11 protein-coding genes are annotated in these 15,382 nt (G+C 44.3%); 5 read left to right on the top strand and 6 right to left on the bottom strand.

What is annotated here, in order from left to right:
* Positions 1 to 166: 166 nt before the first annotated feature.
* Positions 167 to 1,903 (bottom strand): hypothetical protein, encoded by a 1,737-nt coding sequence (locus H6F98_RS05415; protein WP_192217651.1) that lies wholly within the window; start codon positions 1,901 to 1,903, stop codon positions 167 to 169.
* Between the two features lie 293 nt (positions 1,904 to 2,196).
* On the opposite strand from H6F98_RS05415, the gene H6F98_RS05410 reads away from it, so the two are divergent.
* Positions 2,197 to 3,849: a glycosyltransferase family 39 protein gene (locus H6F98_RS05410; protein ID WP_192217650.1), complete on the top strand. Its 1,653-nt coding sequence runs from the start codon at positions 2,197 to 2,199 to the stop codon at positions 3,847 to 3,849.
* Between the two features lie 159 nt (positions 3,850 to 4,008).
* The gene (locus tag H6F98_RS05405) at positions 4,009 to 5,721 is read left to right on the top strand and encodes a glycosyltransferase family 39 protein (protein WP_206759639.1); all 1,713 of its coding nucleotides are present in this window, start codon (positions 4,009 to 4,011) and stop codon (positions 5,719 to 5,721) included.
* A gap of 199 nt (positions 5,722 to 5,920) precedes the next feature.
* Here H6F98_RS05405 and H6F98_RS05400 read toward each other — a convergent pair whose 3' ends face one another.
* On the bottom strand, positions 5,921 to 6,745 hold the full coding sequence (locus tag H6F98_RS05400; RefSeq protein ID WP_192217648.1) for an SDR family oxidoreductase: 825 nt from the start codon (positions 6,743 to 6,745) through the stop codon (positions 5,921 to 5,923).
* Between the two features lie 898 nt (positions 6,746 to 7,643).
* Here H6F98_RS05400 and H6F98_RS05395 point away from each other — a divergent pair.
* Together H6F98_RS05395 and H6F98_RS05390 are read left to right on the top strand one after the other, a co-directional pair.
* Complete coding sequence (locus H6F98_RS05395; RefSeq protein WP_192217647.1) at positions 7,644 to 9,686, top strand: long-chain fatty acid--CoA ligase; 2,043 nt, start codon at positions 7,644 to 7,646, stop codon at positions 9,684 to 9,686.
* Positions 9,687 to 9,808: 122 nt separating this feature from the next.
* Complete coding sequence (locus H6F98_RS05390) at positions 9,809 to 10,258, top strand: YlqD family protein (RefSeq protein WP_192217646.1); 450 nt, start codon at positions 9,809 to 9,811, stop codon at positions 10,256 to 10,258.
* A gap of 139 nt (positions 10,259 to 10,397) precedes the next feature.
* On the opposite strand, the gene H6F98_RS05385 is transcribed toward H6F98_RS05390, so the two are convergent.
* Positions 10,398 to 10,898, bottom strand: a complete 501-nt coding sequence (locus H6F98_RS05385) for a hypothetical protein (protein WP_206759638.1) — start codon at positions 10,896 to 10,898, stop codon at positions 10,398 to 10,400.
* Positions 10,899 to 11,551: 653 nt separating this feature from the next.
* Positions 11,552 to 12,181 (bottom strand): pentapeptide repeat-containing protein, encoded by a 630-nt coding sequence (locus H6F98_RS05380; RefSeq protein ID WP_192217644.1) that lies wholly within the window; start codon positions 12,179 to 12,181, stop codon positions 11,552 to 11,554.
* Between the two features lie 506 nt (positions 12,182 to 12,687).
* Between H6F98_RS05380 and H6F98_RS05375 the strand changes: the two genes are divergently transcribed.
* On the top strand, positions 12,688 to 12,927 hold the full coding sequence (locus H6F98_RS05375) for a hypothetical protein (RefSeq protein ID WP_192217666.1): 240 nt from the start codon (positions 12,688 to 12,690) through the stop codon (positions 12,925 to 12,927).
* Between the two features lie 34 nt (positions 12,928 to 12,961).
* On the opposite strand, the gene H6F98_RS05370 is transcribed toward H6F98_RS05375, so the two are convergent.
* Together H6F98_RS05370 and H6F98_RS05365 are read right to left on the bottom strand one after the other, a co-directional pair.
* Entirely contained in the window at positions 12,962 to 13,861 is a 900-nt protein-coding gene (locus H6F98_RS05370; RefSeq protein WP_192217643.1) for an ATP-binding cassette domain-containing protein, read from the bottom strand.
* 389 nt (positions 13,862 to 14,250) lie between these two features.
* A complete protein-coding gene (locus tag H6F98_RS05365) occupies positions 14,251 to 15,198 on the bottom strand; it encodes a glycosyltransferase family 2 protein (RefSeq protein ID WP_192217642.1) in 948 nt (315 codons plus the stop codon).
* Between the last annotated feature and the right edge of the window lie 184 nt (positions 15,199 to 15,382).

The raw sequence follows: 15,382 nt of genomic DNA, 5'->3' as shown, positions 1-15,382 counted from the left end.
CAACTCAAGTCAAGTTATTGAAGCTTCCTACTCTAGCAGAGCTTGAGGGCGGGGATTCTTAAGAGGTTACCTCATAAACAAATCAATCAAAAAATCTCTCAAGTTACTCAAGTCTACATTCCGCCCGTTTAAGTGGCACAAGGGGTGATTCCTAGCAACAGATGGCTCATCGTTTTGATTGAAGACAAGCTGTTTCTAAAACAACGAGATTCTGTGTCTTTGTAACCAAGCAGTCATCTATGACGCGACTCACTACAGGGATAGTTCCCTGCTTGACTCTCGCCAGCGCTTCCCCTATCGCTGGCTCAAACGGCTGGAGCCATTCATTGTTGGCTAAATAGTCTGGTGTAAAAGCATTTTGATCCAAGAGCCAAAAATCTATACCGTACTTTTGAATAAACGTTTGGACTTCTGCCCAATCAGGACTATATTGAGCGCGGATGAGGTCGCTTACCCGTTGACGAAATTGACGATAATAGCCCAAATGGTAGGGAATTGCATATTCTCTCCCTACTAAGATTGACCGCTGAGTAAATGTTGGAATGTTATCCACTTCGCTAGCTAGCGAGGCAATCAGGCTATCTTTAGGCTGCTGCTGAAAGAATTCATACAATTCAGGTACCTCTCCGACTTCGTAGGCAGTCATGGGGAAGCTCTTGATGAAGCTAGGATACAGAATCAGGGTTGCGCCGATGAGGGCTGTTGTTGTGAGGGCGATGAACTGCCGTTGGGGAAGAGGGGATTGAGTTGGCGATGATGCCCAACCCAGAACGGCATCAACAATCAAACTCAAGGCGATCGCACTAGCTAAAATTACAATTAGCCGAAAGCTGTAACTGGTATAACGGCTAGGCAGGTGTAGTTTAAACAGTAGTGCATGAGCCGCAAAAAACATCCCGACAGATACCAACAGCAGTTGCGGTAAAACCAGCACACTGGACCTAACTTGTTGCCCTAAAGGAAACTGAGAAGGAAATTTCAACAGCACAGGTAACAATAACCCTGTACAAAGGGTTACAGGTGTAAATAGTGATTTGGGAAACATCCCACTCCGTTCGCCTGAGAACCAAAAATCTGCAAATGATTCCTGAAAAAATTCAGATCGTCCATCTGGAGCAAATTCAGGTAATTGTCTCGCTTGGGCGACTGAGATGACAGGCCCAAACTCAGAAGAAGTCAAGGCAAAGGGTAACATGACAAGAATAATTACTCCCAGTCCAGCAAAGCAGAACCGATAATCTCGTTTGTCTTGAGTAAGACGAAGCTGTCCATTTTCCCATTTCACCAGTTGCAGAATTAAGACACCCGCACTGAGGAAAATACACTGGGGATAAAATAAGCCGATAAGCGCGATCGCAACCAAACAACGCAGCAAGGAACGCCGCAATAAATAGTACAAAAACGCGAGAAATAGTAGATACACAAACGCTCTAGGCGTTGCGGAGGCTAAGTCATCTTCAACCCAGAGATTTTGATTTAACAATAACGCCGCAACAAATCCAGCAGCAGGTATTGGCAACATCTCCAAACAGACACCAAAACAGTATGCCGTTGTCACTAACCCAATTGCCAGCGGCAAAAACTTATTGAACGTTAAGGGATTAATCCCCAAAAATGCTGCTAAATGATAGAGCGTGGAGTAGCCGGCTGGAGCTACGGATTGGAAATAATCTGCAATTAAATCATTGGGAAATAACTCTGGATCAATAAACCGCTGCATCCAGAAAACGTGCTGCCGCGCATCATCCTGCACCACATACTCACTACTAAACGCCTCTCGCAGCGCTAACAGACTGTAAATTGCCGCAAATGTCAAGCTCAAGCTCAACCAAAACCTCACCTGAGCGGTGGACACTTTAGAGGTAGAACCTGTTAGAAATTTGCGTAAGCGTGCAGTCAACATAGCAGCCGTGGGTAGTACGTGATGATCGTAGCCCGATCAGACGAAGCGTCAGCTTTATCCCATACTTATAAAGCTAGGGATCGAAGAAGGATGCCTTGTCTTTTGAAAGCGATTGGCATCACTCTCAGCAATCTTGCTTCTTTTCCCCAATCAATTCAGGGTTTGGCAGCAATAGCTGATAGCTGAACGCTGATAGCTGACAGGTATTTGGTCTGCTGGTACTCTATAACAAAACGATCTTTCCTTCCTACGTGTTTAGGTTCAGGAATGGTTTTGTGGGAAGGTGTGGTGTGATGGACGGTAAATTAGCCCAATCTTGGAAGTTGCGACTGACGGGAGTGCAGTTTTTACTCATCGTCGTGCTGCTTCTGGGTATCGTTTTTCGGTTCGTTAATCTCGATCAAAAAGTTTACTGGGGTGATGAGGCTTACAGTTCCTCCAGAATTGCTGGCTATACAGCCGAGGAAATTGTTCAAGCACTTTACACGGGACGTGAACTGAGTGTCGAGGAGTTGCTGAACTATCAAAACGCCAATCCTGAACGCACCGTAGGTGACACTCTAAGAGTGATAGCGACAGAAGCGCCTCACCATCCGCCGTTGTACTACATCATGGCGAGAGTTTGGGAGGAGTGGTTCGGCATCTCGGTAGGGATAAAACGATGTCTGCCTGCGTTGATTAGCCTTCTTGCTTTCCCTTGCCTGTACTGGCTGTGTTGGGAATTATTTGGTTCGTCTTTGACTGGCTGGATCGCGATCGCATTAGTGGCTGTTTCGCCAATTCATGTACTGTATGCTCAGGAAGTCCGGGAGTATAGCTTATGGACAGTCAGTGTTTTGTTCGCCACGGCTTCCTTATTGTACGCTGTCCGAGTCAAAACCAAGGGGAGTTGGAGCCTCTATGCGCTGAGTATTGCGATCGCACTTTACTCCCATTTATTCTCCGGCATGGTAGTGCTTGGACACGGAATTTATGTCCTAAGCCTCGACGGTTGGCGGTGGAGTAAAAGATTAAGGGATTACCTATTAGCCGCAGCCGTAGGATTAGCACTTTTTATTCCCTGGATTCTCATCTTTATCAAGCAAGAAAGTCGGGTTAGTAAAGGCTGGGCATGGGTTGTTCAAGACATCTCCCAGCTAAACTTTTATCAACGGTGGCTAACAAATTTAGTTCGTGGTTTCTTTGATGTACAAATTGGAAGCCATGACCCTTTTGACTTGCCATTTGGCTATGATCAACCTACAACTTATGTAATTATTCCAATTGTGGTTTTGGTCACTTACGCGATGTACTTTCTCTTTCGCAAAGCACCAAGATCAGTTTGGCTACTCCTCTTAGTGCTGATGGCATCAACAACATTGCCTCTCGTGCTACCTGATTTAATTTCAGGCGGAAGACGCTCAACAATTGCCAGGTATCAACTCCCTAGCTATTTAGGAATTCAACTTACCGTTGCCTATCTTTTATCGACCAAATTAGGTTCTGTTTCTGCTCAGTGGCAGCAGACGGTTTGGCGATTCATCACCGTTGCTCTGATTTCTTGCGGAGTAGTTTCTTGTGCGTTAATTGCCCAATCAGACACTTGGTGGACTAAATACACGGACTACCACAATGCCCAGGTAGCGCGTATTATTAATCAGTCTCCTGCGCCCTTAGTCTGGAGTGATAGCGCCCCTAATCGAATTCTTGCGCTTAGCCATCTACTTAGTCCAAAAGTACGACTACAGTTAGTAGAGATTCCATCCGAAGTTCCAGAAATCTCCAAAGAAAAGCTTCCAGAAATTCCACAAAATTTCACTGATGTATTTTTCCTGGAAAGTACACCTCCTGATTCTCTACTACGTGGCGAATTGGAGAAGTATAAAAATTATAACTTTGAGCTTGTGTATAAAGAGAAAATTAGTTTTAAAGACCGCCAAACTTTGCTATGGAGGCTAAAAGCTTAGCTAACCTTGCGTTAAAAGTTCCATCACACAGAATCACTAATCATCTCGCTTCTGTCTTCAAAATCAACTGCGACAGCCAAGATACTTAAACTACCGTTTTCTGGAAGTTTTCAGTAGAGAGCGAGACTTTGTATGAAGGAGAATTAATTGCTCAAGTCTTTGAAGTTTTCGCTGTCTGGAATACGGTTTTTAGCTATCGTTGCGTTGTTTCTAGGTATCTTTTTTAGATTCATTAACCTAGACCAAAAAGTCTACTGGGGTGATGAAGCTTACAGTTCATTACGAATTGCAGGTTACACAACAGAGGAAGTTGTCGAAGCCACCTACACAGGGGAGGAAATTGGCATTGAGGAGTTACAAAAATATCAACGTCCTAATACCGAAAGAGGTTTAGTTGATACTCTAAAGGTTTTAGCCTCAGAAGACTCGATACATCCACCGTTGTACTACATCAAGGCAAGATTTTGGGAACAGTTATTTGGCTCATCGGTAGCGGTAAAAAGACGTTTACCCGCCTTGATTAGTCTTTTTGCCTTTCCTTGCCTGTATTGGCTATGCCTAGAACTATTTAATTCGTCGTTAACTGGCTGGATAGCAGTTGCTTTAGTTGCCGTTTCACCGATTCATCTCCTGTATGCCCAGGAAGTCCGGGAGTATAGCTTGTGGACAGTAAGTGTTTTGCTTACAAGCGCTTCTTTACTCTATGCCCTACGAGTCCAAACCAAACGGAGTTGGATAATTTATGCGCTTACTTTAGCCTTATCACTGTATTCTCATCTCTTTTCAGGAATGGTTGCGATCGCACAAGGAATTTATGTACTTATCAGGGAGCGCTTTCAATGGAGTCAACGTCTCAAATCTTACATCTTAGCGGCAACATCAGGGTTGTTACTGTTTTCGCCCTGGCTTTTCATCTTTCTCAATAACAAACGTCAAGCTTACGAACAGTGGGAATGGACTACTGAAAGCTTATCTCCCCTGAGCTTTTATCAAAGTTGGGTAGCTAATCTTATTCATGCCTTCCTTGATGTGCAAGTGGCAAGCCAAGACCCTTTCAGTCTGGTATTTAGTTATGATTCTCCCATCACTTACTTGATGCTACTGATTTTTTTATTGGTAGCTTACGCAATTTATTTTCTTTTTCGTCAAGCACCAAAATCAGTTTGGCTATTTGTTTTAATCCTAATGGCAGCAACGACTTTGCCTCTTGTGTTACTAGATTTAAAGTCAGGAGGACAACGCTCAACGATTGCTCGATATCACCTACCTAGCTATCTCGGAATTCAACTCGCTGTTGCCTATCTACTCTCCACAAAACTGAGTAATATAGCTCCTAGTAGATGGCAGTTTATGTTTTGGCGGTTAATTACGATTATCCTGATTTCCTGCGGAATAATCTCTTGTAGCTTAGTTGCTCAATCGGATACCTGGTGGACAAAGTACAGTGATTATTACAATGTACGAGTCGCTAAAATTATTAACCAGTCTCCTGCTCCTCTTTTGTGGAGCGACAGCAACTACAATCGGATTTTGTCAATGAGCTATGCACTTGACCCCAAAGTGCGCTTACAACTAGTAAATAGTCCGGAAGAAACTACAGAGTTTTCTCAATCAAAATCTTATCTTCAGCTACTTCAAACCCTCGCTAACCCTTTCTTCAAGAATAAAAAAAAGGTACAAGATCTGAGCCAAAAAAAGCTATTAGAAACTTCAAAAAACTTTAGTGATGTATTTTTGCTAGAAATCACTCCTCCTACTTCCTTATTGCGTTCGGAACTTCAGAAGTCTAAAAACTACAAATTTGAGCTTGTGTACGAAGAGAAAATAAGTTTTAAAGACCGCAAAACTCTCTTGTGGAGATTGGTCAAGTAGTCAAAATGTAATTTATAGTGTTGCGAACTTTCTCTCGTGAACATGGATTACCCCTAACTTGTGCAGGGGGTCTCTAGGTAGGCACTCCGTCCCCCAGAAGGGGGGTTTGGGGGGGAAGCCCCCCCCAATCCAGGTTTTTCCAGTAAACTACTAAATTTCCTAAAGTCAGTGCGATTGAGACTCCCCTTGGCAAAAGACTTTAACGCAACGTTACCCCAGCCTGTTTAAACCTTAGATAGCGTTTTTGCCTATCCTTTGACAAGGGTGCTGCCATCAGTAAAATCTTCTCCAATAGCCAAGGTGCAATGCGGTTGCACCACACAGCTAAATGACTTTGCCATCCCACCAGAATTTCCGGTGATTCTTTTTGCAAGCCAGTGACAAGTGCTTGAGCAACTTTCTGCGAAGTCGTTGGCATCACCCAGCGAAACCACTGCAAATCTCGAACCATGTCAGTATCAGTTAGGGATGGAAGCAATGCTATCACCCGGATATTGTGGGTAGCTAACTCACCCCGTAAAGCCTGGGTAAACCCCAAAATCGCGTATTTCGTAGCTGAATAAGTCGCCATCGTCGGTGCTGCCACCTTCCCCATTAAGCTAGAAACATTAACAATCGTCCCTTCCCGTTGTGTTGCCATGCGTCGGGCAACTAAACGAGTCATTGTGTACATTCCCATCAAATTAATCGCAATCTCTTCCTGTACATTCGGCAGTCGGGATTGCAAAAAAGGCGCTTGGTGGGCAACGCCAGCACAGTTGATGAGTAGATGAATCGGCCCGTGATTTCGCCATGCTTGCGCGATCGCAATATTCACCTCTACAGGTTGAGCTAAATCCAAAGCCAAGATTACGACTTCTACGCCCAGCGCTTCAACTTCTGTTGCTACTTCCGCTAACCGTTGGCGGTTCCGGGCAACCAACAACAAGCGTTTTACGTTTTGTTTTGCTAATTCCAGAGCGATCGCTCGCCCAATTCCACGGGAAGCCCCAGTAACTAGGGCTGTTTTTCCTTGAACGTTCATAAATTAAAACCTCTACAGTTATGGTCTCACTACGCCGTTAGCGAGTACTTGGCGATCAAATGAGTGCAGATGAAGCATCCCACTCGCACGCAGCGAGACAAACAATGACTCATGATTGGAGTACGAGTTGGACTCAATTTTTGACAGACATTTCCCAGAAGACTTGGTGTTTAAACCTCAGATTTGTAGATAAATCGGAGAAATGTCATTCAGTAAAAATTCAGTAAACGTTGAGTTTGACTGGCAACATGAAGCTCTGCAAGTCAGGAACACGAAGGGAGTAGCCATAAGCCGAGTCAAACGAGCAACAAAGGTATTTCTTAGAGCTTTTGCTCCGAAGCTTGGGATTTCGCCGTTGGAGAAATACCTAATTAGGCAATTCTGGAATCACTGAATCGGTAAAGATTCAGGGGCGATGTAGAGCATAGATGGTACGTCTCCTCAATACGAGCGTCTACCAGAATTAACTATCTATGCACACTTTAGCAATGCACTCAAGAAGCTGCAATATTTTTTTATAAATTCTGCTTAACATTTATTTAAAAAACAACAGTTATCTTTCATAAAAGAGGACAACACCCCTCTAAGGAAGGAAATTATAAAATATCTTCCTCTGCCCTCCAGCAAACAAATGACACACTTGAACGAAAGGTAGGATCAAATCATGCGAGGCGCTCCGGTGAAGTGACAGTGCGATCGCAAGCATTAGCGAAGTGCAAATCGAATCTGCTAATTTATTTACTGTCCCCCGGAAATAATTTATTAGAGTGCCTTGGAGCGTAAGCAACAAGCCTTTCTGAGGACGGAAAGAATTGTGTCCACTACATACTCTTATTCTGAGTTCGTATAAGAGTATGGTAAAAACACAAGCAGTCCGATCCACTTAGGGGATTGAGTCATGTCAGAAAATAGCCCTGCCGACCACCGTTCTTTTCAACGTACTCCGCAAGAGCGTGCTAACCAAAAACGCTTAGTTGACTGTTCTTCAGTGCAGTCTCTGCCAGAAATCTGGCCGATTGCTGCCCAGCAGTTTAAGACTATCGTTGCCCTAAAAGACCCTCATGCAGTTGGAGGACACAAAGGCGCACCTTCAACTTTCACTTATGCCCAGTTGTATCAACAAATTCAGCAATTTGCGGCGGGGTTGCAAGCCTTGGGTTTCCAAGGATCATTGGATGAAACAGGTATCCCTGCACGTATTGCCTTGTTTGCTGACAACAGCCCTCGCTGGCTAATTGCCGATCAGGGCATCATAACATCAGGTGCGGCTGATGTTGTGCGTGGCGCTCAGGCAGAACGTGAGGAATTACTGTTTATTTTGGCAGAGAGTGGCAGCACTGGCTTGGTTGTTGAAGACCTCAACACCTTGACAAAATTGGGCACTCATCTGGATTCTCTTCCGCTTCAGTTAGTGGTTCTCCTCTCTGATGAAGAACCAGCCGACAGTGCCACGTCACATGAAACTCTAAAAATACTTAACTTCTCTCAGTTAATGGCAGTAGGCGCATCCCACCAACTGACACCCGTCTCCCAAAACAAGGAGACATTAGCGACCTTGATGTATACCTCTGGAACCAGTGGCAAACCGAAAGGAGTCATGCTAACGCATGGCAATCTGCTGCACCAAGTCAGAACCTATAGTGATGTATTAACGCCACAACCAGGCGATCGCGTTCTTTCTATTCTCCCCACTTGGCATGTTTACGAGCGATCGGTAGAGTACTATATCCTTTCCCAAGGCTGTACCCAGATGTACACGAACCTGCGGAACGTAAAAAAAGACCTCAGAGACTTCAAGCCTAATCTAATGGTTGGTGTCCCCCGACTGTGGGAATCCATTTATGAGGGCATCCAGAAGCAGTTCCGCGAACAACCTGCGAACAAGCAAAAACTCGTGCAAAACTTCTTAGGTGTTAGTCAACGCTACATTGAAGCACGGCGTTTGTCGCAGGGAATGAGCTTAGATAATTTAAACCCTTCAGCTATCGAACGCTTAAGCGCCAGTGTTCAGGCGGCTGCCCTTTGGCCGGTTCACCAACTAGCCGATAAATTGGTCTATCAAAAAGTCCGCGAAGCAACTGGGGGACAAGTCAAGCAACTGATTAGTGGTGGGGGATCTCTCGCAAGGCACTTAGACAATTTCTTTGAGATTATTGGCATTGAAGTGCTGGTGGGCTATGGTTTGACAGAAACCTCTCCCGTCACGAATGTGCGCCGACCCTGGCGTAATTTACGCTATTCCTCAGGCCCCCCCATGCTGGAGACAGAAATTCGGATTGTTGACCCCGAAACCCGTAAACCTCTACCTGTGGGTGAACGCGGTCTTGTTCTCATCCGAGGTTCACAGGTGATGAAGGGTTATTACAAAAACCCGGAAGCAACAGCTAAGGCAATCAATCCAGAAGGTTGGTTTGATAGCGGTGATTTGGGTTTGCTGACCCCCCAGAACGATTTAGTACTGACTGGACGGGCAAAAGATACGATTGTGTTGACAAATGGCGAAAATATTGAGCCACAGCCGATTGAGGATGCTTGTCTACGCAGTGCTTATATTGACCAAATTATCCTTGTAGGACAAGACCAGCGATCGCTTGGTGCATTAATTGTCCCTAATCTCGAAGCTCTCCAGCAATGGGCAGCTTCAGAGAAGTTGCACCTGCCTCTACCAGACTCAGTTCCCAATCAAGCTGCTACCCCAACAGAGGAGTTCCGGAAAACTATTGATCTTGACAGTAAAGAGGTTCAGAATTTATTCCGCACCGAACTAAATCGGGAAGTCCAAAATCGCCCTGGCTACCGCCCTGATGATCGCATTGGTGCGTTTAAGCTGATTCTTGAACCGTTTTCAATAGAAAATGGCATGATGACTCAAACACTGAAAGTCCGGCGACCCATCGTCACGGAACGCTATCGCGATATTATTAACGGGTTGTTTGCCTGAGGTCGGAAAGTTAGAAGAGTGGAAGGTGGGCAGCCGTAAGCTGAACCCTTCATACCTCAACTTTTGGTTAACCTCTGTTAGTACGAACCTTTATCCCTTCAGCTCTACCTAGCGCAACATATATGGACGAATTGAAATCAAGCCTACTTTTGAAGCGACCTGTCAATATTAAAACCATCGTCACACCACGATGGAAGGATGAGGTTCAGCAACAACTTCAGGAGCAGATTAACCAAATTGACTCACAACTGCAACAATTAGACATGCAAGGGCAACGAGCGATCGCAGAAATTCAAAAGCAAAGTCTGCAACCCTCTGGCACCCAAGTCATGCAGCAAATTGAAAGCATTCAAGTTCAGGTCAATCAAAAGAAAAGTGAACTGCTAGAGCAGAAAAATCAGCAGTTACAGCAACTTCAACAAGTGCAGATGCTGGAGATTGACCAAGAAGTGAGTCAAGGGCAGATGGAAAGCTTTTTCCGCATTGAACCAGGCGATAACCTGGTACGGAAAATGAACGTCGAAATTCTGCTTCGTGATGGCGTTGTTGAAGAAATTCGCGGTGATATCTAAGCAATTCAAAACTCAAAATGGGAAAACCTAGCATTAGCAAGCATTTAGGCTGCTCCCTACAGGCAATTTGAATGCACATTAGCTTAGTCAGGCTTAATTGGGGGGAGCGTCTTTGACACTACCCCTGTTTCAGGGTGATCTATAAGCACAGTTCCTTAGACCAATCTTGATGACCACGCCCTGGTTGACAAGTCACCTGGGAACCCGCCCATACTATCTCCCATTGCTTCTGTGCCTGGGCTGATTTTGTCGTCGGCACAAATTCAGCACGATACCTGATGCCACGAACCGAATCATCGGCGACACCCAGTTGAGTGATGATTACGACCGCTTGATTCGGTTGAGGATAATCCACTGTTACCTGCTGTGAACCTCCTTCTATTCCGCTCTTACCAAAAGCAGAGAGGGCAAGTGCTTTTGGATCGCTACCAATCGCCTCGGTATCAGCAATCTCAGAAAGCGAAATAGGCTTATAATTTTGCCGCTCGGTCTGTGTATTGGTTGTAGTTTTCGCGATCGCAGGATTCTGGTTGAGAGTTTCACTCGCGTGAGGTGCTGGCGAGGGACTGACAGGCGTTGTTGTCTGCCCAGAGCGCTCAGTAACTTCATTACAAGCACTTAGCGTTATTACTATGCCCACAAGCACGAGAAAAGACTTTTTTAACTTCTTAGACATCCCTTAGCGATTAAGCTGATGAAATTGTTGTTTGTTGTTGGTTCTTTGTTATTTGTATCTTTGACAAACAATAAAGGACAATCAACTTGGGCTGCGGATGGGATGACCCTCCCGTCCCCTCTTATAAAGCCCCATCTAAAGAGAGGTAAAAACACTATAAGGGATTCTCTCTATTGAGAGAATAGAATTCCACTACTAATGCAGTAACCTGTCAGGAGTTAAGAAAAAGGCTACCGGATGAGGGTTATACCGCAGTGACTCAGCATCGTACATCGAAGGAGAGCGACGGCAGATGTACGGACGGTGGAATAATTAAGGACTAACGGCGGTGTGGAGTTTTTGTCGCTTCCTCCACTTCGTCACTACCAACGGAGGATTAAACTCCTCATCAGAGCGGTCAGAGGTAGTGAACGTCGAGAGTCGCTTTTAACAACTTGATTAACTTATCCGTACCGTCTTGACTCAAAACAGATTCAAGACGGTTTGTTTAGACTTGTCTGACTCAGTTGAGCAACTCAAGGACTTGCTAGTGCATCAAGGCAAAAGTTTCTGACAACTTCACTGGGTGATGGGGAGATGGGGAAGTTTTACGGGTCAGTTATTTCTGCCGCGCTGGTCTAGGAACAATCACGGTTATACAATTTTCCCTTGGGCGTGGTCGTATTACACAAGACTGCATCTTTCAGGTCTGTATCACTCATATCAGCCTTACTCAAATTAGCACCGCTCAAGTTAGCACCACTTAGATTTGCACCCTTCAGGTCAGCTGCGCTCAAGTCAGCACCACTCAGGTTAGCACCACTCAGGTCGGCTCCCCTAAGTTCAGCCTCAGTTAGATTAGCACCTGTTAGGTTAGTAACACTTAGATTGGCATTATTTAAGTCAGCGTACTCCAGGTTTGCTCCACTGAGATTAGTTCCACTCAGGCTGGCATTCCTCAGGTAGGCTCCCCATAACAGCGCATCACTAAGGTCAGCACCACTCAAATCAGCACCACCTAAATTTGCCCGCTTTAGGGAAGCACTACTTAGAGAGGCATTACTTAAGAAAGAACCAATCAGGTCACTATGGCTGAAGTCGGCATTGTTTAGCTTCGCCTCTCTAAGGTCTACCCCAATGAGATTGCATCGTCTACAGCCCCCAGTTAGTTGCAGTTGTCTAACTTGGTCAGGGTTCTGTGCTTGAGTTGGAGCCATTAACAAAGAGGGAGCAAAGAGTAACACAGTAGCCAGAATTCTCAGTTTCATAAACTATACCCACCACAATTTTTCAACGTTCTGAAGTAATCGCTCAACTAGAATGCTCCCTATATCAGACGTGACTTCCTGGCTAAAGTGCCTCTATTGGCATTGCCTGAAGAGACTTGTACAGGACTATCAAGAGTGAACTCGCTTGTTTAGCTTTCACCAATATGCACCATAATGTTTGATTTTGTGTAAGCTTTATCAACACTACAAACCCCATCCTGTTAAAGAATTACAGCCTCGCCACCTATTTGAGGCTTGGTTCTCATCTACTTATATCTATTGTTTCTGTAATCTTTGATGCAGAAATTATACGCATCACCTTGCTTTTTCTCACTCACTATACGAATACCACCGATTGTAAAATTGGCGTAATATACTGTTCGTGTAGCTCAAGAAACCTTATCTTTAGAAGTAGCTTTACTCAAACAAAGTTTTTTACCATAAACTGCAATTAAGTTGATTTTGTTAATCTTATATTAAGAATTATTAAGTAAGGGAGCTAGGTTATGTGTCTTCTTAACCCTATCAGTCAGCAGGAGCTTGTCTTATTTGTGACAGGGCTTTACGTCTCAACAGCTTTCTACTGTTTTGCTACCTGCTTGAAAGTTTTCAAGCGGGAGAATGACTTGTCTGTAGCTGAACGGTGGTTGTCTTGGGGGGTGTTGGCATTGGCAACAATTCTTTGGCCGATTGTTGTACCACTTTCTTACTTAGAAAGACGAAGCTTTGGCTCCGAGCATTTTTAGAAAATTCGCTCGGTGCTCTCTACACCCATTGGTGCTAAATTTTTTGAGCTTGTGTCAGCTCAACGTAGATGTGTTCTAGGCGCACGGGTTGCCGAGCAATTGAGTCGAGGGGAATCCCATCGAAGTGTGAGATAATTTCTTTTAATTCCAGTGATTGGGGTAGCCAAAACGCTAAATCATTGCCGTAGCGTCGGTGGGTAAAGCCAAGTTGTTGTGCGCGTGCGATCGCTTTTTCCTCTTGGGATGTCTGCACCACCACAATCTCTTGCGCGGGAATGCATTGGCGTAGTTGTTCCATACTTCCCTCTGCAACAATTCGTCCACCTTTCAGAATCCCGATTCTCTGACAAAGACGTTCTGCTTCATCTAGTAAGTGCGTCGTCAGCAGAATTGTAACCCCCTGATTTTTCAGACGCCGAATCAAGTCCCAAATTTCATAACGTGCCTCAATATCTAACCCAGTCGTCGGTTCATCCAAAATCACTAACTTCGGTTGATGCACTAATGCGACTGCAATATTCAACCGCCGTTGCATCCCGCCACTGAGGGTTTCAACGGGGCTTTTTGCTCTGTTTGCTAGGTTAACGGCTTCTAAACAAGTCTGTACTTGTTGCCTACGCTGCTGAGTTTTTAACCCATAGAGCTGAGCATAGAAATTCAGGTTTTCCTCGCAGCTAAGGGTTTTATAAAGTAAGTTTTCTTGTGGAGCAACCCCAATTAGCAACTTCGTTGCTTCTGAAATGAGTTCATTGTTAATAGTAATAACTCCACTATCTGCTTGGAGTAAATTACAGAGGATATTAATTGTTGTAGTTTTACCCGCTCCATTTGGACCAAGCAATCCATAAATCTCTCCAGGCGGGATGTACAGCGTCAAATCTTGAAGAACTTGTCGCTTGCTGTAAGACTTGCTTAGCTTTTCAATGTTTAGCACTATTTCAACAATTATGGATTTGTCTCTTCGAGCTTTATCCCTGTTCGCTACTCCCTAATACTACCCTGGTCTGGAAATCAACCAGTCTTGGATTTCTTGAGCCAACCAAATACTCTCATTTTCACCCAAAGCACTACCAAGCCGATAAGTCTTATACGGTGAGCGAATATTAGACATATAGCCATCAGTGAGGAGTTACCTCGCTCGGTTATGCCTCTAAAAATGCAACCTCCGGTTTGTAGGTTGCAAGTGATCTAGATAATTTGTCACTAGATGAGCCTGAAGTTACCGCATAGCAATAACTTCAGGCTTTTAACATCAAGGTTCTCTAAACGGGCGTGTTCCTTAATAACAGGAAAAATCAATTTCTGCCAGTCCAGTTGAGGCTATTAGCTTACTGCTTCACTAGAATCGCCAACTCTAGATGAAAAGCGTTGTTTAAGCTCCCGCCAGTAAGGGCCTATAGATGATTGTCCAAAAGCAATTTTCAACCTTTTAATGAGTGCAACTGGAGGCTGTCCATAGTAAAGTGCATTAGCTGGAATTGGCTCTGCATCAGAAAAGCCTACATTGATATAGCGTTCAATGCCTTTGCGGGCTAAATATTTCTCACGAATCTTTTTTAAGCGATCTTCATGAGCATTTGTATGAAATACTGTCCAGTTTGGATCTTCAACCTTGCATAAGGTGTAGACATTGTGGCGCTTTATGTACTCTTCAAAAGCAACTTCAAGCACATACCTGCTCTGATTCGTTGCTTCAGCAGGGTTTTCCTCTTTAAATCCTGAAGTAATAAAGGAACCTGCAAATTCATGGATAGCCTTCATATAGGTACTCCGCTTCATCAAAGCAAAGTTCAGGCTGCACTTGTTACTGTAGTACCATCCCAGCCAAGCATCATGATGTTTTGAGGGAAGATTAAACGAGCCACCAACAGAAAAAACATCATCACGATCAAGATAACTAATAGCTTCCTCTAGCCAGTTATCATGCCCTTCTCTGTAAGGTAGAGTGTCAGCATGAAAACATAATATGTAAGGTTTGCTAGCAATTGCAGCAGCTGTGTATTCCTGTATGTATCCTGTCTCACTTCCACCGTAGTTATCTTCATGATTTGACTGGATAACCTGCAATTTATCAATCAAACCTTCTTGATACAACTGCCAGTACATTGCTTGTGTCTCGGCATCACTACCACAATCCACAACTACAACTTCACCAGGTTTTCCGCCTAGAAAACGGAACCAATCGAGAAGAATATCTCTAAAGACAGATTTGTCTCCAAAATTGTTGGTTACTAGTGATATATCCTTGAGACTACCAAGTGGGTTACTCATGATTTCCTACTCTCCAATTTTCTCGAATTTATAGTGCTAGGCTAGGTTTCACTAAATTTCGCCTATTTAGTGACTAACAAGAATTAGTCAGCCATGTATGGGCTGAAAGATCACAAAAGTTGTCTTAGTTTGTCGTAAAGACAAAGGTTTTCCATCAGCTTAAGCCTGAGTTGCGAGGAGTTTA

The sequence above is a fragment of the Microcoleus sp. FACHB-SPT15 genome, from assembly GCF_014849525.1.
Lineage (GTDB): Bacteria > Cyanobacteriota > Cyanobacteriia > Cyanobacteriales > Coleofasciculaceae > Symplocastrum > Symplocastrum torsivum.
The sequence above is the reverse complement of the archived record's forward strand: the minus strand, read 5'-3'. Positions and strand labels throughout refer to the sequence as shown.

Excerpts from the sequence above, each read along its gene's own strand:
- H6F98_RS05380 (WP_192217644.1), bottom strand. The coding sequence starts at position 12,181 with ATGAAACTGAGAATTCTGGCTACTGTGTTACTCTTTGCTCCCTCTTTG.
- H6F98_RS05415 (WP_192217651.1), bottom strand. The coding sequence starts at position 1,903 with ATGTTGACTGCACGCTTACGCAAATTTCTAACAGGTTCTACCTCTAAA.
- H6F98_RS05395 (WP_192217647.1), top strand. The coding sequence starts at position 7,644 with ATGTCAGAAAATAGCCCTGCCGACCACCGTTCTTTTCAACGTACTCCG.
- H6F98_RS05410 (WP_192217650.1), top strand. The coding sequence starts at position 2,197 with ATGGACGGTAAATTAGCCCAATCTTGGAAGTTGCGACTGACGGGAGTG.
- H6F98_RS05375 (WP_192217666.1), top strand. The coding sequence starts at position 12,688 with ATGTGTCTTCTTAACCCTATCAGTCAGCAGGAGCTTGTCTTATTTGTG.
- H6F98_RS05390 (WP_192217646.1), top strand. The coding sequence starts at position 9,809 with ATGGACGAATTGAAATCAAGCCTACTTTTGAAGCGACCTGTCAATATT.
- H6F98_RS05365 (WP_192217642.1), bottom strand. The coding sequence starts at position 15,198 with ATGAGTAACCCACTTGGTAGTCTCAAGGATATATCACTAGTAACCAAC.
- H6F98_RS05400 (WP_192217648.1), bottom strand. The coding sequence starts at position 6,745 with ATGAACGTTCAAGGAAAAACAGCCCTAGTTACTGGGGCTTCCCGTGGA.